The organism is Nocardia sp. NPDC127526 (assembly GCF_042672265.1).
Taxonomy (GTDB): Bacteria; Actinomycetota; Actinomycetes; order Mycobacteriales; family Mycobacteriaceae; genus Nocardia.
In genome coordinates, this window is sequence record NZ_JBHXVO010000045.1 from 1 (window position 1) to 21,665 (window position 21,665).

Below are 21,665 nucleotides of genomic sequence, written 5' to 3' on the forward strand. Positions count from 1 at the left end.
TTCGCATCACCGCGAACCTCCCGCCGCGCCAGGATGATCAGGCGCGATCGTAGGCGTCGCGCAGGGCCTGCACATCGATTTTCGACATGCCGCGCAGCGCCGTGGTGAGCGCGGCCAGGCGCGCGGGATCGGTGGCCGCCATCAGCTTGGGCAGATCGGCGGGGGCCACCTGCCAGCTCACGCCGTACTTGTCGGTCAGCCACCCGCACGGCCCGGGCTCACCGCCCTCGGTCAGCGCCGCCCACAGCCGGTCGATCTCGGCCTGGGTGTCCACCACGACCTGGATCGAGGCCGCATCGGTGAACTCGTGGCCCGGCCCGCCGTTGAGCAGGGTGAGCGCGTGCCCGGCCAGCTCGAGCTGCACGGTGAACACCGCGCCGTCGGGGGTGCGGGTGGTATCGACGATGCGGGATTCGGGAACCACCGAGGTGTAGAAGGCGGCGGCCTGCTCGGCCTGGTTGTCGAACCAGAAGAAGGTGTTGACGGTGGTGGACATGGCGGGCTCCTTGCGAGGTTGGTGAGCTGCTTTCACACTCTGGTCGGAACCGGCCCCCGCCCTTCGACGTATCCGCCGAAATTTCTCGAAGAATTTTTCTCCCGCCCCTTCCGTCGTGCGCACGCGCGGCGATTGATCGCCACCAGAGCACGCGCGGCGATTGATCGCCACCAGAGCACGCGCGGCGATTGATCGCCACCAGAGCGGGTAGCTCGCCCTCGACAGGGTTGACGAGCAGCGGACGGAGAAGGCCGATGTCGACAGATGTTTCCGATCATGTGGTGGGGCGGTTGCGCGAATGGGGCGTCGACCACGTCTTCGGCTACCCCGGCGACGGCATCAACGGATTGATCGCCGCCCTCGGGCGCGCCGACAACCAGCCGCAATTCATCCAGGCCCGCCACGAGGAGACCGCCGCCCTCACCGCGGTCGGATACGCGAAATTCAGTGGGCGCGTAGGGGTGTGCCTGGCCACCTCCGGTCCGGGCGCGATCCATCTGCTCAACGGGCTCTACGACGCCAAACTCGACCACGTGCCCGTGGTCGCCCTGGTCGGGCAGACCGCGCGCAGCGCCATGGGCAGCAGCTACCAGCAGGAGGTGGATCTGCAGGCCCTGTTCAAGGACGTCGCTTCGGACTACCTCGTCGAGGTGAACGTCCCCAGCCAGCTGCCCAACGCCCTCGACCGCGCCTTCCGCACGGCCGCGACCCGCCGCGCCCCCACGGCGCTGATCATTCCCTCCGATCTGCAGGAGGAGACCTATGAGCCACCCCGGCACGAGTTCAAGCAGGCCCCCTCCAGCGCGCCCGCCGCCCTGCCCGCCACCACCGTGCCGCCGCGCGCCGACCTCGAACGCGCCGCCGAGATCATCAATGCCGGCAGCCGCGTGGCCATCCTCATCGGCCAGGGCGCGCGCGGCGCGGCCGCCGAGGTGCTCCAGGTCGCCGACCTCACCGGCGCAGGCGTGGCGAAGGCCCTGCTCGGCAAGGACGTGCTGCCCGACGATCTGCCGTTCGTCACCGGCCCCATCGGCCTGCTCGGCAGCCGCCCCAGCTACGAGCTCATGCGCGACTGCGACACCCTGCTGATCATCGGCTCCAATTTCCCCTACACCCAATTCCTGCCCGACCTCGATCAGGCCCGCGCCGTGCAGATCGACCTCGACGGCACCATGATCGGCATCCGCTACCCCACCGAGGTCAACCTCATCGGCGACGCCAAAGCCACCCTGCGCGAACTGATCCCGCTACTGGCGCCGCGGCGCGACCTGGAATGGCGCGAAACCGTGGAACACCACGTCACCCGCTGGTGGGAGACCGTCGAACACCAGGCGATGCTCGACGCCGAACCGGTCAACCCCATGCGCGTGGTGTGGGAGCTGTCGCAGCGCCTGCCCGACAATGCCGTCGTCACCGCCGATTCCGGCTCCTCCACCAACTGGTATGCCCGCTGCCTGCGCCTGCGCGCCGAGATGCGCGGCTCGCTGTCGGGCACCCTGGCCACCATGGGCTCCGGTGTCCCCTACGCCCTCGGCGCCAAGTTCGCCCACCCCGACCGGCCCGTCGTCGCCCTGGTCGGCGACGGGGCCATGCAGATGAACGGGCTGGCCGAACTGCTCACCATCGCCCGCTATCACCGCGCCTGGACCGACCCGCGCCTGATCGTGTGCGTCTTCCACAACAACGACCTCAACCAGGTCACCTGGGAACTGCGCGCCATGGGCGGGTCCCCCAAATTCGAGCAGTCGCAAACCCTGCCCGACGTCTCCTACGCCGATCTGGCCCGCTGCATGGGTTTCCAGGCCATCCCCATCGACGATCCCGACGCCCTCGCACCCGCCTGGGACCGCGCCCTGGCCGCCGACGCCCCGGTGCTGATCGACGTGCACTGCGATCCGGAGGTGCCGCCCATCCCGCCGCACGCCACCTACGACCAGATCAAGGACATGGGCCTGGCGCTGCTGCGCGGGGACCCGCAGGCCTGGCACGTGATGGTGCAGGGCGCCAAGACCAAGGCCCAGGAGTTCCGGCCCTGACCTACTGGCGGTAGGTCTCCAGGAACCGGCCGATGCGCTCGATGATCGCTTCGAGGTCATCGGCGTGCGGCAGGGTCACGATCCGGAAATGGTCCGGGCGCGGCCAATTGAAGCCCGTGCCCTGCACGATGTGGATCTTCTCCTGCAACAGCAGATCCAGCACGAACTGCTCGTCGCTGCGGATCGGATACACCTGCAGGTCGATGCGCGGGAACGCATACAGCGCCCCCTTGGGCTTGACACACGAGATGCCGGGCAGCGCATTGAGCGCCTCGAAGGTGCGGTCGCGCTGCTCGCGCAACCGGCCACCGGGCAGGGTCAGATCGTAGATGCTCTGATGCCCGCCCAGCGCCGCCTGAATCGCCTGCTGCGCGGGCACATTCGCACACAACCGCAATCCCGCCAGCATGGTCAGGCCCTCGAGATAGTTCTCCGCGTGCTGGGTCGGCCCCGACACCACCAGCCACCCGGACCGGAAACCCGCGGCGCGATAGGACTTCGACAGCCCGGAGAAGGTCAGCACCAGCAGATCCGGGGCCAGCGACGCGGTGGCGGTGTGGGTCAGATCGTCGTAGAGGATCTTGTCGTAGATCTCGTCGGCGAACACCACCAGATTGTGGCGGCGCGCCACCTCGAGGACCTGGCGCACCACCTCCGGCGAATACACCGCACCGGTCGGATTGTTCGGGTTGATGAGCACGATCGCGCGCGTGCGATCGGACACCTTGGCCTCGATATCGGCCACATCCGGGAACCAGTCGGCGCCCTCGTCGCAGAGGTAGTGCACCGGGCGGCCGCCGTTGAGCACCGTGGCCGCGGTCCACAACGGGAAATCCGGCGCCGGAACCAGCACTTCGTCGCCGGTCTCGAGCAGCGCCGTCATGGCCATCATGATCAGCTCGGAGACGCCGTTGCCCAGGAACACCTCCTCCACGTCGACCCCGTCCACGCCCAGGGTCTGGTAGTACTGCACCACCGCGCGCCGCGCCGAGAGCAGCCCCTTGGAGGTGACGTAGCCGGCCGAGGCGGGCAGGTTGCGCACGATGTCCTGCAGGATCTCCGCCGGCGCCTCGAACCCGAAGGTCAGCGGATTGCCGGTATTGAGCTTCACCACGTGATGGCCCTCGGCCTCGAGCCGGGCGGCGTGCTCGGCCACCGGACCGCGGATCTCATACGACACTCCCGCCAGCTTGCTCGACTGCTTGACCTGCATGAACATCCTCTTCTCGAAGTCGTTGCCGCACACTCTACTTGGTAAATCCAAGTTTGCACTTTGAATTTCCAAGTTCTTGGTTACAGTGGGAGCGTGCCACGCCGAAGCTATGACCACTACTGCGCGCTCAGCCGCGCCCTCGACACCGTCGGTGATCGCTGGAGCCTGCTGGTGGTCCGCGAATTGTGTTCCGGACCGCGCCGATACAGCGATCTGTTCGCCGACCTACCCGGAATCAGCACCGACATGCTGGCGGCACGGCTCAAGGACCTCGAACGCGACGGCATCCTGACCCGCCGCAAGGCCGGGCCGCGCACCTCCACCGCGGTCTACGAACTCACTGCAGCCGGTGCGGGTTTGCGCACGGTGCTCGACGCCCTGTCCGCGTGGGGCACCCCGCTGCTGGGTGAGCGGCGCGCCACCGACGCGGTGCGCGCGCACTGGTTCGCCCTGCCGCTGGGACGCGCGCTCGCGCAGCGGATTGCGGCGGGCACGGTCACCGTGCACATCGGGGAGAGCGTGTTCCACTACGTGATCACCGAGACCGGCCTGTCCCATCACGACGGGCCGGCGGCGGTCGCGGATCTGGTGCTGCACCTGGACCTGAACCGGGCGATCGCCATCGCCACCGGCGCCGAGTCCCTCGCCGATGTCCTGGAAGACCGCGCGCGCTGACCGCGGCGCGGTCGCCGCCGCTCAGCTCTGCAGGTAGCGCACCAGGTGTTCGCGTTCGGTTTCCAGCTCGGAGATCTGGCTCTTGACCACGTCGCCGATGCTGACGATGCCGACCATGCGCCCGCCCTCCATGACCGGCAGATGCCGGATGCGATGGCGGGTCATGGTGTGGTTGAGCGTCTCCACCCGGTCCTCGGGCGAGCAGGTGTGCAGGGTCGCGGTCATGATCTCCGAGACCGGCACCTCCAGCAGCGCCGCCCCGTCGCTGTGCAGGTTGCGCACGATATCGCGCTCGGAGACGATGCCCGCCATCGCCACCCCGTCCGGCGAGACCACCACCGCGCCGACATTGTGTGTCGCGAGCACTCGTAGCAGTTCGCGCACCGTCGCATCCGGTGCGATCGTGATGACGCCGGTCGCCTTACGACGCAGGATTTCCGAGATTCGCATATGTCCACCACCCGTGTGATCCGATCACCGCCGTCTCTCAGCATGGACCGTTCACGAGCCGGTGACCAGCAACGATTACGCGGCGATATCTAACCGGAAACGAGGGCGTCCAGCGCGGGCTCGATAGCGCGATGGAAGGTCGGATAGGCGAAGATCATCTCCCGCAGCGCGTGCGTGGGCACCTGCGCGTGCACCGCCACGGCCAGCGCCGCCAGCACCTCCCCGCCGTCGGGGCCCACCGAGGTCGCGCCCACCAGCACACCCCGGTCGGCGTCCTCGATGAGCTTGATGAACCCGGCATTGCCGGATTTATGCAGCCAGCCGCGCGTGGAGGACGGGAGCTGCGAACAGCCGGTGCGGACGGTCGATCCCGCGGCCCGCGCGCGTTCCTCGGTCAACCCCACCGAGCCCACCTCCGGATCGGTGAACGTCACCCGCGGCACGGCCCGATACTGCGCGGGTTCGGCGAGTTCGCCCAGGATGTCCTGCGCGGCGATGCGGCCCTGATACATCGACACATGTGTAAAGGCCCCCTGACCGGTGACGTCGCCGATGGCCCACACGCCGTCGGCGACCCGCATGCGCTCATCGACGGGAATGGATGTCGCGTCCTCGTCCACCCCGAGCACGCCGAGACCGAGGCCCGCGATAGTGGTGCGCCGCCCGGTCGCCACCAGCAGGTGCCGGGCGCGCACCGGTTCGCCCCGGTCGAGCTCGACGGTGAATCCCTGCCCGTCGTGGCGCACCGCGGCGCCGCGCCCGGCGCGCACCGTGATGCCCTCGGCCTGGAACACCTCGGCCAGCAGCCGGCCCGCCTCCGGCTCGTCCTGGGGCAGCAGCCGATTGGCCACCACCGTGACCCGCGCCCCGAAGCGCGCGAAGATCTGCGCGAACTCCACCCCCACCGGGCCGCCGCCGAGCACGATCAGCGATTCGGGCACCGCGGTGACCGCCACGGCCTCGCGGTTGGTCCAGTAGGGCGTGCCCGCGAGGCCCGGCAGGGACGGAACCAGCGGCGCGGTCCCGGGATTGAGCACGATCGCCGTGCGCGCCCGCAGCACCCGCTCCCCCTCCTCGGTCGCCACGGTTACCTCACCCGGCGCCGAGATCCGCCCCCACCCGCGCACGAGCCGGCCCCCGGCCTTCTCGAACCGCTCCACCGCGACGGCATTGTCCCAGTTATCGGTGATCTCCTCGCGGACCCGCGCCGCCACCACACCCCACTGCGGGCGCACCGCCGCCGTCCCGGCCAGCCCGTCCACCCGCCGCGCCTCGGCCAGCACGCCCGCGGCCCGCACCATCGCCTTGGTGGGCACGCACGCGTAGTACGGGCATTCGCCGCCGACGAGGCGGGCCTCCACGCCGATCACCGACAGCCCGGCGCGCGCCAGCCGGGTCGCCGCGTCCTCACCGCCCGGTCCCATCCCGATGACCACGGCATCCACGGTGTCGGCGCCCATGACCGCTCCTTTTCCCTCGTCGGCGTTTCGTTCCACCGTAATGCGCGCGGCCCCGCCGACCCGGCTCCGTCATCGAATGGTCAGCATCGGCGATGCTGGGCAAAACGGCTAGCAACACTGCGTGTTTCGTGAAACAGGTTCGCAGACTGCCGGTTTCGCAGCGAAGTTGTCGAGAATGTCTGTGCAAGCGACCAATTGGGCGTACCCTTGCCGACAATCGGGCGGCAGCACCGATCCACGAACGGCAGTCTTGACAGGAAACCCTATGGCGCACAGTGGGATTGACGACTCTTTGCTGGCCCTTCACGGCGGCGATCCGGTGCGGCGAACACCCTGGCCCACCTACGACCGCGGCGCGGTGTGCGTGCACCCCGAGGACGAGGACGCCGCCCTGCGCGCCCTGCGCAGCCACCTGTACTTCCGCTACGACTACCGCCCGCCCCAGGACACCGAGTGCGCGCAGTTCGAGGCCGAGCTGTGCGAGTTCTTCGGCTCCCGCCACGCCCTGGCAACCTCTTCGGGCACCACGGCACTGGCGCTGGCCATCATGGCCGCGGGCATCGAACCCGGATCCCTGATCGCCTGTCCCGGTTTCACCTTCGCCGCCACCCCCAGCGCCATCCTGCTCGCCGGGTGCACGCCCTTCCTCGTCGACGTCGACGAGAACCTGCACCTGGACGTCGAGGATCTGCGCCGCCGCTGGACACCGCGCATCACCGCGATCGTGGTGGTGCACATGCGCGGATTCGCCGGGGACATGGCCGCGCTGAGCCGCTTCGCCGACGAGCAGGGCGTGCCGGTGTTCGAGGACGCCGTCCCGGCGCTCGGGGCCGAGCTGGACGGCCGCAAGCTGGGCACCTTCGGGCTGGCGGGCGCATTCAGCACCCAGTCCGACAAATCGCTCAACAGCGGGGAGGGCGGGTTCCTGCTCACCGACGACAGCGCCCTGTTCGCCCGCGCCACCGTGCTGTCGGGCGCCTACGAGGGCCGGTTGCGGCGACACTTCCCCGGCGGCGAACCACCCCTGGCCACCGATCTGGATCTGCCGTTGTTCAGCTTCCGCATGGACGAGATCCGCGCCGCCCTGCTGCGCTCGGAACTGGCGCGACTACCGTTGCGGCTGGCGGCCTTCCGCAGCAACTACGACCGCGTCGCCGCCGCGCTCGCCGACCTCGACGCCATCGCCATCCGCCGCCCGGTCGCGCCCGGCGCCTACCTCGGCGAGGCCTTCATCTTCCGGGTCGGCGGCGCCCGCGCACCGTGGTTCGTGCAGGCCCTGCGCGCCGAAGGCATCGAGGCCCGCAATCTGGGCTCGGACTCCGATCACAATATTCGCGCCTTCTGGAATTGGCGGTTCCTGTTCCGCGGCATGGACACCGGCGCGGTGCAGCGGTTGCTGCCCCGCGCCACCGGCTATCTGCGGGAGGCGGTGGACGTGCCGCTGTCCTCGACGCTGACACCGGAGGACTGCGCGGATCTCGTCGCGGCCGTGCGCAAGGTCGCCGCCGCGCTGCCCAGCGCCGAGGCCGACCCGATGTCCGCACCGGCCGGGCACCGATGACCGCATCCTCGCAGACGGGCGCACTGCCGCGCCTGGCGCTGGCCGGGGTGTTCGGGGGACTGTTCTGCGGCTATCTCGGTCTGGCAGCGGCCATTCCGGTGCTGCCCGGCCACGTCCGCGCCGAATTCGGCGCCGGTGACCTCGCGGTCGGGCTCGCGGTCACCGCCACCGCGCTCACCGCGCTGCTCACCCGCCCCTGGTTCGGCGGGCTCGCCGACCGGCACGGGCCGCGCACCGTCATGCGATTCGGGGCCCTGGCCGTCGCCGTCGCCGGGGTGCTGTATTTCGTGCCACTGGGTTTGGCCGGGCTGCTGGCGGTGCGGCTGCTCGCGGGCCTGGGCGAGGCCGCCCTGTTCACCGCGGGCGCGGCCTGGGCGGTCGCGCTCGCCCCGCAGCAGCGGCGCGGGCAGGTGATCGGGCTCTACGGGGTCGCCATGTGGGGCGGCATCTCCCTGGGCACCGCCACCGGCGCCGCCCTGGGCAGCCTCGGCGTCGGCGCGGTCTGGCTCTTCTGTGCCGCCCTGCCCGTGGTGGGCATGGCCCTGATCAGCACGGTCACGCCGCCACCGGCCACCGCGCCCGGCGGGGGCCGCGGGCTGATGCTGCGGCCCGCCGCGCTGCCCGGCCTGGCCCTCGCACTGGCCGCCGCCGGCTACGTGGGCCTGGCCGCCTTCATCATCCGCGACCTGGACCTGCGCGGAATCGGTTCGGGCGCCGTCGTGCTCAGCGTCTTCAGCGCCGTCTACGCCGGCACCCGGCTGTTCATCGGGCACCTGCCCGACCAGCTCGGCCCCCGCGGCGTGGCCACGGTCTCCGGCATCGGCGAAGCGGCCGGGCTGCTCATCATCGCCGCCGCCCCGAACCTGCCCGTCGCGATCGCCGGCGTGCTCGTCATGGGTGCGGGGTTCTCGCTGCTGCACCCGTCGCTGGCGCTGCTGGTCATGAACCGCGCCGACGCCACCAAACAGGGTGCGGCCCTGGGCGCCTACACCTCGTTCTGGGATCTGGGCCTGTTCGTGTGGGGCCCGGCCACCGGGGCCATCGCCGCCGGATTCGGTTACCGGGCCGTGTTCGTGGCCGCGGCCGGCTGCGCCCTGGCCGCGGCGGCGCTGGGTTACACGATTGGGCAACCGGTCTCGGCACCGGCTGAGAAGGGAGTCGGCAGATGACGACCACACCGCAGATCACGGTCTTGTGCATCACCGGCTGGTGCCGCAACGGCAGCACCATCATCGGCAATATCCTCAACGAGATCCCCGGCTTCTTCCACGTCGGCGAACTGCACTTCCTGTGGAAGAACGCCGCCGGGCGCGGCGCCAACGAACAATGCGGCTGCGGGCTCAAACTCGTCGACTGCCCCTACTGGTCGGCCATCCTGCCCATCGGGCGGCCCCCCGGCACGACCCTGGAAGCCCACGCCAACACCGTCATCCGCCGCCAGCTCGCCACGGTCCGCACCCGCCACACCTGGCGGGTGCTGCGCAGCGGGGTCTACAACGCCGATCTGCGCGCGCACGCCGACCTGATGGGCCAGGTCTACCACGCCATCGCCGACCGCAGCGATTCCCGCGTCATCGTCGACACCTCCAAGATGCCCGGCGAATCGGCGCTACTGGCCCACCTGGACGGCATCACCCCCTACTACGTGCACCTGGTGCGCGACCCGCGCGCCACGGCCCAATCCTGGAGCAAGCCCAAGGAATACGTGTACGCGCTGCCGCCGGGCAAATCCACCGGCTACTGGACCGGATTCAACCTCGCCGCGCACGCGCTCACCCGCCGGCATCGGCGCCGGTCGATGTTCCTGCGGTACGAAGACTTCATCGCCGACCCGGCCGCCGGCATCGACGCGCTGCTGCGGCTGGTCGGCACCGACCCGGTGCTGAGCCCGATGCGCGGGCGCACCGTGGAGCTGCACCGCAACCACACCGTCACCGGCAATCCCGACCGCTTCCACACCGGCGCCACCCTCATCCGCCCCACCGACGACGCCTGGCGCGCCGGGCTGCCCGCCCCCGCCCGGCGCACCGTCACCGCCCTGTCCTGGCCGCTGGCCTGGCGCTACGGCTACCTCACCGGCACCCGAAAGGAGTGAGCGACAGTGGATCTGGGACTGACCGACAAGGTCGCGCTCATCGCGGGCGGATCCAGCGGCATCGGGCTGGCCATCGCCCGCGAACTGGCCGCCGAAGGCGCGCACATCGCCCTGGGCGCCCGCGACCCGGCCCGGCTCGCCGAAGCCGAACGCCTCGTCAAGGAGACGGCGCGCGGGCGCGTGCACGCCACCGGCGTGGACATCACCGACAGCGCCGCGACCACCCGCTGGATCGAGGAGGTGGCCACCGCATTCGGGGCCCTGCACATCGTGGTCGCCGGCGGCCCCACCCCGCCGACCGGCCCGGCCGCGGCCTTCGCACCCGCGGACTACCGGGCCGCCGTGGACACGGTGCTCCTGCCCGCGGTCGACCTCGCCCTCACCGCGCTGCCACACCTGCGCGCCGGACGGTGGGGGCGAATTCTGTTCGTGGCCTCCGAAACCGCCGCCGTGCCCAACAGCGGGCTGGCACTGTCGGGGGTGACCCGGGCAGCGATCGTGCGCTTCGCCCAAGCCCTGGCCGCCGACACCGGGCGCGACGGCGTCACCGTCAACGTGCTCGCCCCCGCCGCCACCCACACACCCCTGCTGGAACGCGTTGTCGCCCAACGCGGCGACGACGTCGCGACCGCACTCGCGGCCGTCGGCGCGCACACCGCACTCGGGCGCATCGCCCGCCCCGAGGAAATCGCCGCTGCGGCAGCGTTTCTGGCCAGCACCCGCGCCGGCTACATCACCGGCACCGTCCAGCTCATCGACGGCGGCGCCAGCGTGCTCGGCGCCTCCGCCACCCACTACGTCCCCCGGGAGCAGACATGCTGAAGTCCGACACCATCAAACCGACACTGGCGCAGGTCGTCGCCGACCGCAAACGCGAATTCTCCCCCGGGCGGATGTTCGTCGAAGCCTGTGCGCGCGACGGCCTGCACGCCGCGGTCGACTACGACGTCACCATCACCGACTCGCTCACCAGCTCCCGGCGCAAATCCCGCTATCCGGCCCGCAACATGCTACGCACCATCGACCTGTCCCGGGATCCGCGCGAATTCTATTGGCACGAAGCCCCGCCCATCCCCGGCGACACCCCCATCGCCGGAGCCGAGGTGCGGCGCGAGCTGGCCAGCCGCTTCCACAAATCGCCCATTCCCGAGCTGCTCACCACCACCGCCTGGGTGCAGGTGCCCGACCGATTGTGGGAGGATCCCGACACCTTCGAGGCCTTCGTCAACTACCGGCTCATCGTGCGGCTGTGCACCGCCGAGAACCACACCATCCTGTGCGGCCCGCACGGGCTGCTCGCCATGGCGGGCGGCGAGCGCATGACCTCACCCGGGCCGTACGCCTCCACCATCCTGCGGGCCTGCAACGAGGTCGAGCAGATGGGCGGCACCGCCGACGGTTTGATCATCAATCCGGCCGACTACTACCTCGCCCTGGGTGCGGGCCGGCTCATGCAGGACCTCGAAGACAACGGCGTGTTCATCGTCCGCACCCGCCTGGTCGATCCCGGCACCGCCCTGGTCGGCGACTTCGGCCACGGCGCACAGCTTTTCGACGCCGGACGCTCGGTCATCCGCTTCGCCGAACCACCCGCGGGCACCTTCGCCGAACCCGGCATCGCGCTGCAGGCCGAAATCTACGAGCGCGTCGTGGTGAACCTGCCCACCAGCTTCTTCCTGGTCAGCATCTAGTCCCACCGTAACCGGCCACGAAACGCCCTTCGAGCGCACCGATCCCGATGTCGCGGTCATCGGCGCCGGAGTGGCCGGACGGTGGTGCGCGCGCGAATTGCCTGTATTCCACATCGTCACCCTCACCGCCATGGTCCACCGCACCCTGTCCCCCAACCCCTTCCCCCTCCCGTAACGCCCCCGCCACCCCCGACGAGGTACTGGGCAGATGATCACCGGGAACTGGTGGCGGCATCGCCCGAGAAGGCCCCGCCACCAGTTCCCGGTCGACGTCGTTTCACATCGATGCGGGGAGGAGAGCGCCGAATGCCCACGGCGGCACGACGGTTCACCGGAGGAGGCAGGCGCGGGATCTGGATCGCGGTGCTGATCGTGGCGGTGGTGGCGGGTCTCGGCGCGGTGGCGTGGGTGACCCGATCGGCCGAGGAGCCGCAGGCGGCGCCCGTGACCGACGGGCGGTTCCTGATCGCGGATCGGCTCGATTCGACTCCGGTGCCGCAATGGACGCTGCGCGCCGCCGACCTGTCCGATGCGCCCGGCGCGGTCCTGATGTCGATGCCGGGCAGCCTGAACCGCTACTACGGATACGGCTCGCCGACGGATGCCGGGACGACGATCGTCGCCGCCACCGCGGTGCCCGGCGAGCCGCGAGCGGGCGACGACGCCGGCCTGCCCGTGGGACCGGTGCGGTTGCACGGCATCGACCCCGCCACCGGCCGGCTGCGCTGGACGACCGAGGTCGGCGAGCTCTCGCACTGCCGCGAAGTCGTCGTCGACGGACAATTGGCCTGCCTCGGCCCGCACCGCGTGCTGATCCTCGACGCCGCCTCGGGCGCGGTGCTCGGCGACCACACCACCGACTTCGAGGTCGTGGACGTGACGGTGCGCGAGGGCGTCGTGTCGGTCGCCGGCCGCACCGCGGACAGGATGACCGCCATCATCACCCGCGGCACCGCCGCCGCGATCGACGCCGCGTGGCGGCGGACCTATCCGGCGCCGGTGCCCGGCGAGCCGGTCGCACCCGGCATCGATTCGCGCGACTACTTCCTGGACGGGCGCGGCAAGGACATGCGCGTCTACGATCTGCGCACCGGCGACTTCTTGTTCACCGGTCCCTTCGCCAAGGCCTTCGACGGCGGCCTCCTCGCCGTGCAGGTGGTCGAAAACGGCTGGAGCACAGGACGGGTCCTGCTCGTCGACCGCACCGGCGCGCCGATCACCGAGGTCGCCAATGCCGGTTTCATCGTCGACTGGTATCCCACCGCGACCGCGGCACCGCCGCCGATCCTGACCGGCGAAAGCGCCTACGAGCGCACCACGGGTGCGACCCTATGGACCAATGCGCGGATCGGATACCCCGACACCGCCGGACGCGCGAATGCGATCATGGGCATCGTCGGTACCACCGTGATCGTGCGATCGGCCGAGGGCACCGAGCTGACCGGCCTGGATCTCACCGACGGACAACCGATCTGGCAGCAACCGGCGCCGTTCGCGAACGCCTCGCGCTACACGCTGTACAGCGGCGTCACCGACGCCACCCACCTCATTCTGACCGACGGCAGCACCGTGCACGCGATCGACGTCGCGGACGGCTCGACCGCCTGGTCGATGCCCTTGCCGCCCAGCGGCAGACCCTACCTCCGGACCGGGGTCACGGCCCTGGGCGGTCGCCTGGTCGTGACGACCGCCCACGACTTCACCGGATACGCTGCCGCATAAGGCGGAATAGCTGCCTTGGCAAATGATTGTCGGTGTTGCGCGCGTTGGAGCCCGCCATCAGCACCAGCACGGTGTCGGCCGGTCGATCCGGCAGGCAGAGGGTGGCGGCGAGACTGCCCTGCGGGACCGGGAATCGCAGCTCCCGGCAGCCGCCGGCTGCGACCGGATCGGCGTCGGCGACTCCGGGTTACAGGCACAGCAGCACGGCGGCCGCCGATGCGGCGAGGGCACGGACAGGGGTTCGCACGCTGGGCGCAACCCCGGACGATGGGCGCATGGGGGCGTCCGGCCCGGTGCTGGCGAGACGCGGTACCGCACACTGCAATTCGTACCGCTCGAGCGCCCGGATGGGCCCGGGTCAGGGGGGCGCGGGTTTGCGTCCGATGCCGCCGTAGATCACCAGTTTGGTGATCAGCAGCTCGGTGTCGAACCATTGCTGCAGCGGCGCCAGGCCCTTCTCCATGTCCTCGAATCCGTCGAGGAAGCGCTGCGCCTGCTCCCGGCTGCGGTAGGCGACCTGGGCGGGACTGCCGCCGGTGTCGTCTCCGGTCTGATTCATGAACTCCGCGGCGGTGCTGTCGGAGGCCTGGGTGAACACCAGATAGCTGCCCGGCGCCAGCACATCCCGGAAGCGGGCGATCACCTCGTGCGGCTTCTCCTCGTCCATGATGAAATGCAGCACCCCGACGATCAGCAGGGCCACCGGCTGCGTGAAGTCGACGAGTTCCTCGGTGCGCAGCCGGTCGATCAGCTCCTCGGTGTCGCGCACATCCGCGAGCAGGGAGGTCACCCCGGGCGTGCCCGCCAGCAGGGCATTGGTGTGCGCGTGCACGACCGGGTCGTAGTCGACGGCCACCACGCGCGCCGCCGGCTGCTCCTTCCGCGCCACCTCGTGCACGTGCGGTGCGATGGGGATGCCGGCGCCGAGGTCGAGGAACTGCCGAATCCCGTGGCGCGCCGCCAGTTCCACGCCGTAGAGCAGGAACCGGCGGCTGAACCAGGCCAGCCGCCGGGTGGCCGGATCGACCGCGAGCATCCGATGGGCGACCTGCTGGTCGACCTCGTAGTTGTCCTTGCCCCCGAGCAGATAGTTGTACACCCGCGCCGCATTCGGCTGGGATGGATCCGCTCCGACCGGGACGCGACCGGCCTCCGCCACCGCACCTCCCCTCGTCTCCTGCGATCGTAGCCAAGCTGTGGCTGCGCACAGGCGGAAACGGCTTGCGAGAGCACGGACTACGTGCGCAGACAGCGAACTGGGCGGTTCCGGTCGCTCACCCGGCGCGCACGGGCGCGCCGGTGTCGGACAGTCCCGACAGCGCCGCCGGCAGCGGGTCGCGGTGCAGCACGCCGAGGCGCTGGGTGGCGCGGGTCAGGGCGACATACAGCTCGGCCGCGCCGCGCGGACCGTCGGCCAGGATCTGCTGCGGGTCCACGACCAGCACGGCGTCGAATTCCAGGCCCTTGGTCTCCGAGGCGGGCACCGCGCCCGGCACACCGGGCGGTCCGATCACGATGCTGGTGCCTTCGCGCCCGGCCTCGTCGCGCACGAATTCCTCGATGGCCGAGACCAATTCGCCCTCGGTGACCTGCCGCGACCAGGGCTGCACACCGCAGGCGCGTACCGATTCGGGCGGTTGCACCCCGGGCGCGAACTCCGCGAGCACCTGCCCCGCGACGGCCATGATCTCGGCCGGGGTGCGGTAGTTGACCGTCAGCGAGCGATACAGCCAGCGGCCCGGCACGTACGGATCCAGCATGGTGCCCCAATCGGTCGCGCCCGCCGCCGAACGGCGCTGTGCGAGATCACCGACGATCGTGAACGACCGGCCCGGGCAGCGCCGCATGAGCACTCGCCAATCCATTGCCGAGAGCTCCTGGGCCTCGTCGACCACCACGTGCCGGTAGGTCCAGTCACGGTCGGCGGTCGCGCGTTCGACGAGTTCGCGGGTATCGCGCTCGAGGAAGCGATCGGCCAGATCCTCGGCGTAGAGCAGGTCGGTGGCGAACAGATGATCCTCGTCGTCCATGTGGTCCTCGCGGTTGACCATGAGGTCCAGCACGCCCGCGGCATACGCGGCCTCGGCCGCGCGCTCCTGGTCGGCGCTGCGGTCCTCGGGCTTGTCGCGCCCGAGCAGATCCACCAGTTCGTCGAGCAGCGGCACATCCGACACCGTCCACGCCTCGCCGTCCTCGCGCCACAGCGCCCGGTGCGCGCCGGCCGCGTCGAGGCGTTCGGGGGAGGTGTACAGCTCCGCCAGGAGCGTCTGCGGCGTCAGGATCGGCCACAGTTCGTCGAGCGCGGCGGTGAACCGGTCGTTATCGGCGAGCTCCGCGCGCAGATCCGCGCGCAGCTGCTCCCAGGCCTCGCGATCGGATCGGGTCAGCCAGCCCTTGCCGATGCGGGCGATCGCGCGCTCGGTCAGCGCCCAGGTGAGCACCTCCACGAACACCGAGCGCGCGTCATTGTGCGCCAGCCCGCTGGCCCGCGCCTCCTCGCGCGCCCACCCGGCGATCTCGGCGTCGATGCGCGTGGTCACATCGGCCAGCTCGATCGGCAGCGGATACTCCGGCAGCCGTTGCCGATCGGCGATCGCCGCCTGCAGCACCTCCAGGATCTGCAACGACCCCTTGAGCCGCGCCGCCTCCGGGCCGTCCTCGGCGGTGACCCGCAGCCCCGGCACGAAATCGCCGGTGGTCACGAACACCACATCGGATTCGCCCAGCGAGGGCAGCACGCGCCCGATGTGGTGCAGGAACGCCGGATTCGGCCCCACCACCAGCACCCCGTGGCGTTCGATCTGCCGGCGCTGGGTGTACATCAGATACGCCACCCGGTGCAGCGCCACCACGGTCTTGCCGGTGCCGGGCCCGCCCTCGATCACCAGCACGCCCGGATGGTCGAGCCGGATGATCTCGTCCTGCTCGGCCTGCACCGTGGCCACGATGTCGCGCATGCCCTCACCGCGCGGCGCGTTGACCGCCGCCAGCAGGGCCGCGTCCCCATCACCGTGCGCCCCGCCGTCGGGCCGGCCCAGCACCTCATCGGTGTAGTCGACCAAGTGCCGTCCGCGCGTGTGGAATTGGCGACGCCGCCGCATGTTCTCCGGCGTCGCGGCGGTGGCCACGTAGAACGCGCGCGCCGCGGGCGCCCGCCAATCCAGCAGCAGCGGCTCGAACTCGTTGCGGTCGTCGTAGATGCCGATCCGGCCGATGTACAACCGCTCACCCGTCACGGTGTCCAGCCGTCCGAAACACAGCCCGTTGTCGGCCACGTCCAGCCGCTTGACCTCTTTGGCCAGCGCGCGCACCTCGGCGTCGCGCTGCAGCATCGATTCCCCGCCGCCCCGCAGGGCCGCGCCGTAGCGGCCCTTGGCGGTCGCCCGCTCACCGTCGAGCCGGGTGTAGAGGTCGGCCACGTAGGTCCGCTCGGACCGTAGTTCCTCGTCGTATCCTCGAGTAGACACGCTGCCCCTCCCATTTCCGCGGATTCTTGCTTCGGCCAGCGATTGTGCAGCATGACCCGGCCCTTGCCGCAAGTCCGGGTATGCGCTATATGTTTAAAGGGGCAAGCACGTGATGCGCCCCCTTCCCTCATCGCCCGCAATCAGCAGGCAACCTCCTCCCCGCGCAGCGGCTCAGATCTGCCCGTGCTGGGAGTCGAAGGTGAAAGTGCGCCCACCCAGCAGGATCTGGGTGCCCGGATCGAGAATGACGGGCTGACCAGGGGTCGCGCGAATCCAGACGGGGTGATTGGGCGGGCGGATGTGGGTGCCGTTGGCCGAGCCCCGGTCGATGACCGTCACATCCCAGTCCATGAGCCGGATTTCGGCGTGCACGCGCGACATGCCGCCGGAGGCGTCCTCGATGCGGATGGGGTGGGCGCCGTGGCGGACCTGGGTGGAGCGTTCGGGTTCGCGGCCGATGACGATATCGGTGTCGAGGACATAGGAGGTGCCGTCGTCGAGGAGCAGCACGCCCAGCGGCGGGCGCAGGCCCTCGGTGAGCACACAGGTGAGCTGATCCATGCGGATACCGCACACCGCGCAGAAGGAGACGCGGGGGTCGTTGAGGTGGTGGCGGGCGCATTTGAAGCCGCGCACGGTGACACCGCGCGGGCCCGCCGGGGTGGGGGTGGAATGTCGTTGCGGGACAGCGGGAGACGAGCTCGCGGCGGCACGGGAAGCCTGGGCGGCGGCCGCGCCCGCGCCGGCGGCCTTGGACGCCACCTTCGCCCCGTTGACGGGTTCTTCGGCGAGATGGTCGGTTTCGGGGTCGGCGGCGGGTGCGGGGTCGGGCGGGCGGGCGCGGGGTTTGCGGAGCCGGGGAGTCGATGTGCCGGAAGCGGGTTCGTCCTTGTCGTCGAGCCACAGCACGGCGCCACTGCCGGGCAGGCGGCCCTCACGCAGCGACCAGACCCCCGGCGGCGGCAGCTCCTCGCGCGGGGATTCCTCGTCGATGAAGACCGCCGCCGCGCGGGCGGGCATCGGGCTGACCACCCGGTCGACACTGAAACCCGCGTCGCGCCCGTGCAGGATCTCCACGCGCTCACCGTGATCGAGCACGGCGGTGACCCCGCCGTGCAGGAACACCGCCAGCCCGCGCTGACCGGGCGTCAGGACCCCGAATTCGACCTGCTCCTCGTCGTCGCGGCTCATCAGCCAGGTGCTGACCAGCCGCGCGAAGGTGCGTCCGGTGCGGCGGGTTTCGCGCGAGGCCGCCTCGCGCACCAGCTTCAGCAGCGTCTCGAGCACCGTGATCGCGGTGGCATCGGCGGTGATCGGGTCCGCCTCGCGGTGGGCGACGACCACCACGACCCCGTCGACGCGGGCCACGAGGTGCGCGCCGGGGACCACTTCCGCCCGTGCGCTCATACGATCCGTCCCCCATTGAATCGCCAGCGCGGCAGCAGCACCCGCACCGGCCCGTTCACGAACACCCAGAACGCCAGCCAGGTCACCGTGAAGTGAATCGCGAACGCGGGCAGCGACGGCCGCAGATACGACGGCAGCACGATCGTCGTGTGGCGAACCAGCACCCACATGAGCAGACCCTCGTTGACGATGGTCACCAGCCCGAACAGGGTGGGCCAGTCCTTCTCCCATCGGAACTGCTGCAGGAAGTGATACAGCAGCTCCCACGCTACCCCGGCCACCACGACCGCGAGCAGGATCGACAGGGTGATGCGATAGGACTGGACCAGCGACAGCGGCCCGGTCGGGAGCACGGGTGTGAGCACCAGCGCGACCAGGACACCGATGATGCCCAGGATCACGAGGCGGGTCTGTATGCGGCCGTTGAGTGTCGGGGTCATGCACATCCTTGCGTGAGGCTCAGCTGAATCCTCGCCGGAATCCGTGGCCCGGGTGAGCCGAAGTCAGGAACCGATCTTCTTGTTCATCACCCACAGCCGCCATTGGCGCAACGAGCGCAAGGGGCCGAAACGCGGGCAGAAGCCCTGGGCGGCCAGATCGTCGGCGATTTCCAGGGCGGCGTATTGCAGGCCCAGGAAGGTGTCGACGCCGGCGTAGTAGCCGCCGAGGGTGGCGCTGCCGGCGGCGTAGATGCGGCCGGTGCCGCTGCGGGTGCCGATCAATTCGAAGGTGCGGTCGACATCGAGGCGGCCCAGCGGGTTGCGGCCGGCGCCGGTGTGGTCGAGCAGATCGGCCAGCAGCCGGTGTTCGCGGATGTCGGCTTCCAGGCCGGTGCAGTCGATGATGTAGTCGGCGTGCACATCGGTGGGGCGGTCGGGCTGCGGGAACGGCAAGGGGGCGTGGTTGTCCGGCAGGACGGTGGTGAGCACGCCGGGGCGGGTGCGGTCGGGCACGAGCTCGCGCACGGTGCCGACCATGATCTGATACCAGCCCTGGGTGCGGCCGCGCTGCAACTGTTCGCGCCAGTTCTTGCGGATCGGAGTGTTGGTGCCGCCCATGATGTTCAGGAATTCGGCGCGCTCGCGGCCCTCCAGTTTGCGCAGCCGCTGCTTGTACTGCCCGCCCCAGGTGCCCTTGGGCCAGTTGAATCCCTGATACGCCCAGCCGTGACCGCCCTTGCGGCGCATGAAGATACTGGGACCGTGCGGCCCGGCCACATAGGTGCGGAACAGGTGCAGGATCTGGGTATTGAGCCGCAGCCGATCCCGATCGTCGATGAGCCGTTGCAGCACCCGGCTGGCAACGATGCCGCCGCCGCGCACCATGACCGTGCCGGGACGCCGTTGCAGGGCCTGATAGACGTGCTCGTGCGGCTCATAGGCGTTCACCACCCGGGTGGGGTCGCGATACTTCTCCCGGTACTCCTGCAGATCCGGCAGCAGCCGCAGCCCCGGATATCCGACCGCGATGTGAACATAGTTGCTGCGGAAGGCGATTCGTTTGGTGGCGGTGGCCCGCTCGGGCGGGGTGAGGATCGTGAAATAGCCGCCGCCGTGCCGTTTGCGCACCATGCGCACATGCCCCTTGTACAGTGACCGCGCGTAGTCGACGCGATGGTATTCGCGCTCCATCGCGGTGAACACCTGCCCGGCGCGCGGGGTGTAGTAGTTGGCGAAAACGGGTTCCACCAACACATTCCACAACGGCCGCAGCGTCTTCTCCGCAACCGCTTCCCGCAGCGCATAACTGGGAAAGCCCCACAGATTGTCCGGGTTGCCGGTGGAATCGCTGCGCAGCCGCTCCTGCCGCGGAATCTGCGACACGCGCGTCAGATATTCGTAGGACCCCCACGGCACGTCCTGGGGCCCGAGCACTGCCATGGCCGTCGCCGGCACTCCGTAGATCCGCAACCGGTCGAACAGCACGAACGACCCGATCCCGCTGCCGACGCTCACCAGCGGCACGTCGATCACCGGAATCCCGGCCTCCCCCACCATCTCATCGGTCCACACATCGGTGTCGATGAGCAATTGACTGAGATCTCCCCTCATTCGCCGGATGGTACCGGCCGCGACTTACGAATCCATTGCCGTCAGCTTGTCGAGCCCCCCGGCCATCGCCGGTTTTCACCTGCCGGCCGCGGCGACGCGCGCACCGGTTCGCGCGAAGCTGCCACGCGGGCGCGGTGCGGGCACGTAGCATTCCGGTCGTGGCCGATGCGAAACGTCCCGCCGCGGTGCGGGTTCTCGTCTACAGCAATGACGCCGATACCCGGAGCCAGGTCATGCTGGCGCTGGGCAGACGCCCGCATCCGGACCTGCCGCCCCTGGACTACCACGAGGTGGCCACCGGGCCGATCGTGGTCGAGCGCATGGACGCCGGGGATTTCGATCTGCTCATCCTCGACGGCGAATCCGCCCCGACCGGCGGACTGGGGCTGGCCAAGCAGCTCAAGGACGAGATCGCCGAGTGCCCGCCGATCGTGGTGCTCACCGGCCGGCCCGATGATGTGTGGCTGGCCAATTGGTCGCGCGCCGATGCCGCGGTCTCCCATCCCATCGATCCCATCCGGCTCACCGATGCGGTGCTCGGTGTGCTGCGGAGTCGCTCGGCGGCGTGAGCCGCGCGGCGCGCCCGCTCTTCCCGGCCGGGATCCCTCATGGGTCCCGGCCGTAAACATGCCTGCGGAACGGGCATTCAACGTCACGTGACATTCGCGATTCCGTCCAATCGGTCATAAAAGACCGTTCCGAATTCGATCAAACACCCACCGCGAAACGTCGTGTATGGTGCCGTCCGAGTTGTAGGCTGTGCCGTAGCTCACACGAGCGCGGGATCGGTATCAGTCCAGCCGCCGCGTCAGTCCCCGAAGTCCCCGCGCCGTCGTGCAGCGACGCGCCCTGGGGTGTGACTGGCACGGCAGACGACGATGTCGGCCCGCCTCGGCAGCTGCCGTCCGTACGCGTCCAGTCCGCAGGAGGGGTTGTCTGTTGTGAATATCGAGGTGCCGACGCTTGTGCTCGGCGCGGTAGCCGCCGCGTTCGGGCTGTTCTCCGTGGGGCTAGCGGCCCTCATCGGACCCAAACGCTACAACCGGGCCAAGCTCGAGGCCTACGAGTGCGGTATCGAGCCGACCCCGCACGCCGTGGCCGGCGGGCCGGGAAACGCTGCCGGGCAACGCTTTCCGGTGAAGTACTACCTCACCGCGATGTTGTTCATCATCTTCGACATCGAGATCGTGTTCCTCTACCCGTGGGCCGTGCACTTCGACTCGCTCGGGGTGTTCGGGCTGGCCGCCATGGCGCTTTTCATCTTCAACGTCTCGGTGGCCTACGCCTACGAGTGGAAACGAGGCGGGCTCAGCTGGGACTGATCAGCGCGAGAGGGATTGG

General features: G+C 70.0%; 19 protein-coding genes. 10 read left to right on the plus strand and 9 right to left on the minus strand.

Annotated elements, in window-relative coordinates; translation table 11 throughout:
* Positions 1 to 37: 37 nt before the first annotated feature.
* Entirely contained in the window at positions 38 to 496 is a 459-nt protein-coding gene (locus ACFVIV_RS36985) for a VOC family protein (protein WP_379204651.1), read from the minus strand.
* A 254-nt stretch (positions 497 to 750) separates the two neighbouring features.
* Between ACFVIV_RS36985 and ACFVIV_RS36990 the strand changes: the two genes are divergently transcribed.
* The gene (locus ACFVIV_RS36990) at positions 751 to 2,532 is read left to right on the plus strand and encodes a thiamine pyrophosphate-requiring protein (protein WP_379204653.1); all 1,782 of its coding nucleotides are present in this window, start codon (positions 751 to 753) and stop codon (positions 2,530 to 2,532) included.
* A 1-nt stretch (position 2,533) separates the two neighbouring features.
* Here ACFVIV_RS36990 and ACFVIV_RS36995 read toward each other — a convergent pair whose 3' ends face one another.
* Complete coding sequence (locus ACFVIV_RS36995) at positions 2,534 to 3,745, minus strand: pyridoxal phosphate-dependent aminotransferase (RefSeq protein WP_379204655.1); 1,212 nt, start codon at positions 3,743 to 3,745, stop codon at positions 2,534 to 2,536.
* 93 nt (positions 3,746 to 3,838) lie between these two features.
* Between ACFVIV_RS36995 and ACFVIV_RS37000 the strand changes: the two genes are divergently transcribed.
* Positions 3,839 to 4,420, plus strand: coding sequence for a winged helix-turn-helix transcriptional regulator (locus ACFVIV_RS37000; protein WP_379204657.1), 582 nt, complete (start codon positions 3,839 to 3,841; stop codon positions 4,418 to 4,420).
* A gap of 21 nt (positions 4,421 to 4,441) precedes the next feature.
* Here ACFVIV_RS37000 and ACFVIV_RS37005 read toward each other — a convergent pair whose 3' ends face one another.
* Together ACFVIV_RS37005 and ACFVIV_RS37010 are read right to left on the minus strand one after the other, a co-directional pair.
* The gene (locus ACFVIV_RS37005; RefSeq protein ID WP_379204659.1) at positions 4,442 to 4,870 is read right to left on the minus strand and encodes a CBS domain-containing protein; all 429 of its coding nucleotides are present in this window, start codon (positions 4,868 to 4,870) and stop codon (positions 4,442 to 4,444) included.
* 89 nt (positions 4,871 to 4,959) lie between these two features.
* Positions 4,960 to 6,330, minus strand: a complete 1,371-nt coding sequence (locus tag ACFVIV_RS37010) for a dihydrolipoyl dehydrogenase family protein (RefSeq protein WP_379204661.1) — start codon at positions 6,328 to 6,330, stop codon at positions 4,960 to 4,962.
* A gap of 265 nt (positions 6,331 to 6,595) precedes the next feature.
* Here ACFVIV_RS37010 and ACFVIV_RS37015 point away from each other — a divergent pair, with 265 nt between their 5' ends.
* The 6 genes from ACFVIV_RS37015 to ACFVIV_RS37040 all read left to right on the plus strand — a co-directional run bounded on the left by ACFVIV_RS37015 (position 6,596) and on the right by ACFVIV_RS37040 (position 13,399).
* Positions 6,596 to 7,891, plus strand: coding sequence for a DegT/DnrJ/EryC1/StrS family aminotransferase (locus tag ACFVIV_RS37015; protein WP_379204663.1), 1,296 nt, complete (start codon positions 6,596 to 6,598; stop codon positions 7,889 to 7,891).
* Positions 7,888 to 9,060 carry an MFS transporter gene (locus tag ACFVIV_RS37020; protein WP_379204664.1) on the plus strand — a complete coding sequence of 391 codons (1,173 nt, stop codon included), beginning with the start codon at positions 7,888 to 7,890 and terminating at the stop codon, positions 9,058 to 9,060. Before ACFVIV_RS37015 ends, ACFVIV_RS37020 begins: the two co-directional genes overlap by 4 nt.
* Entirely contained in the window at positions 9,057 to 9,986 is a 930-nt protein-coding gene (locus ACFVIV_RS37025; protein WP_379204666.1) for a sulfotransferase, read from the plus strand. Before ACFVIV_RS37020 ends, ACFVIV_RS37025 begins: the two co-directional genes overlap by 4 nt.
* 6 nt (positions 9,987 to 9,992) lie before the next feature.
* Positions 9,993 to 10,808, plus strand: a complete 816-nt coding sequence (locus ACFVIV_RS37030) for an SDR family NAD(P)-dependent oxidoreductase (protein ID WP_379204668.1) — start codon at positions 9,993 to 9,995, stop codon at positions 10,806 to 10,808.
* On the plus strand, positions 10,802 to 11,677 hold the full coding sequence (locus tag ACFVIV_RS37035) for a family 3 encapsulin nanocompartment shell protein (protein ID WP_379204669.1): 876 nt from the start codon (positions 10,802 to 10,804) through the stop codon (positions 11,675 to 11,677). Before ACFVIV_RS37030 ends, ACFVIV_RS37035 begins: the two co-directional genes overlap by 7 nt.
* Positions 11,678 to 11,983: 306 nt before the next feature.
* Positions 11,984 to 13,399: a PQQ-binding-like beta-propeller repeat protein gene (locus tag ACFVIV_RS37040; RefSeq protein WP_379204671.1), complete on the plus strand. Its 1,416-nt coding sequence runs from the start codon at positions 11,984 to 11,986 to the stop codon at positions 13,397 to 13,399.
* Positions 13,400 to 13,757: 358 nt separating this feature from the next.
* Here ACFVIV_RS37040 and ACFVIV_RS37045 read toward each other — a convergent pair whose 3' ends face one another.
* From ACFVIV_RS37045 to ACFVIV_RS37065, 5 genes are all read right to left on the minus strand, one after another.
* On the minus strand, positions 13,758 to 14,558 hold the full coding sequence (locus ACFVIV_RS37045) for an SAM-dependent methyltransferase (protein ID WP_379204673.1): 801 nt from the start codon (positions 14,556 to 14,558) through the stop codon (positions 13,758 to 13,760).
* A gap of 115 nt (positions 14,559 to 14,673) precedes the next feature.
* Positions 14,674 to 16,866: an RNA polymerase recycling motor ATPase HelR gene (helR, locus tag ACFVIV_RS37050; RefSeq protein WP_379204675.1), complete on the minus strand. Its 2,193-nt coding sequence runs from the start codon at positions 16,864 to 16,866 to the stop codon at positions 14,674 to 14,676.
* Between the two features lie 171 nt (positions 16,867 to 17,037).
* Complete coding sequence (locus tag ACFVIV_RS37055) at positions 17,038 to 18,273, minus strand: FHA domain-containing protein (RefSeq protein WP_379204676.1); 1,236 nt, start codon at positions 18,271 to 18,273, stop codon at positions 17,038 to 17,040.
* Positions 18,270 to 18,713 carry a hypothetical protein gene (locus ACFVIV_RS37060; protein ID WP_379204678.1) on the minus strand — a complete coding sequence of 148 codons (444 nt, stop codon included), beginning with the start codon at positions 18,711 to 18,713 and terminating at the stop codon, positions 18,270 to 18,272. Before ACFVIV_RS37060 ends, ACFVIV_RS37055 begins: the two co-directional genes overlap by 4 nt.
* Positions 18,714 to 18,776: 63 nt before the next feature.
* Complete coding sequence (locus tag ACFVIV_RS37065; protein ID WP_379204679.1) at positions 18,777 to 20,324, minus strand: hypothetical protein; 1,548 nt, start codon at positions 20,322 to 20,324, stop codon at positions 18,777 to 18,779.
* Between the two features lie 158 nt (positions 20,325 to 20,482).
* On the opposite strand from ACFVIV_RS37065, the gene ACFVIV_RS37070 reads away from it, so the two are divergent.
* Both ACFVIV_RS37070 and ACFVIV_RS37075 read left to right on the plus strand, forming a co-directional pair.
* Positions 20,483 to 20,893, plus strand: a complete 411-nt coding sequence (locus ACFVIV_RS37070; protein WP_379204680.1) for a hypothetical protein — start codon at positions 20,483 to 20,485, stop codon at positions 20,891 to 20,893.
* Between the two features lie 372 nt (positions 20,894 to 21,265).
* Positions 21,266 to 21,646 (plus strand): NADH-quinone oxidoreductase subunit A, encoded by a 381-nt coding sequence (locus ACFVIV_RS37075; RefSeq protein ID WP_379204710.1) that lies wholly within the window; start codon positions 21,266 to 21,268, stop codon positions 21,644 to 21,646.
* The last annotated feature ends 19 nt before the right edge of the window (positions 21,647 to 21,665 follow it).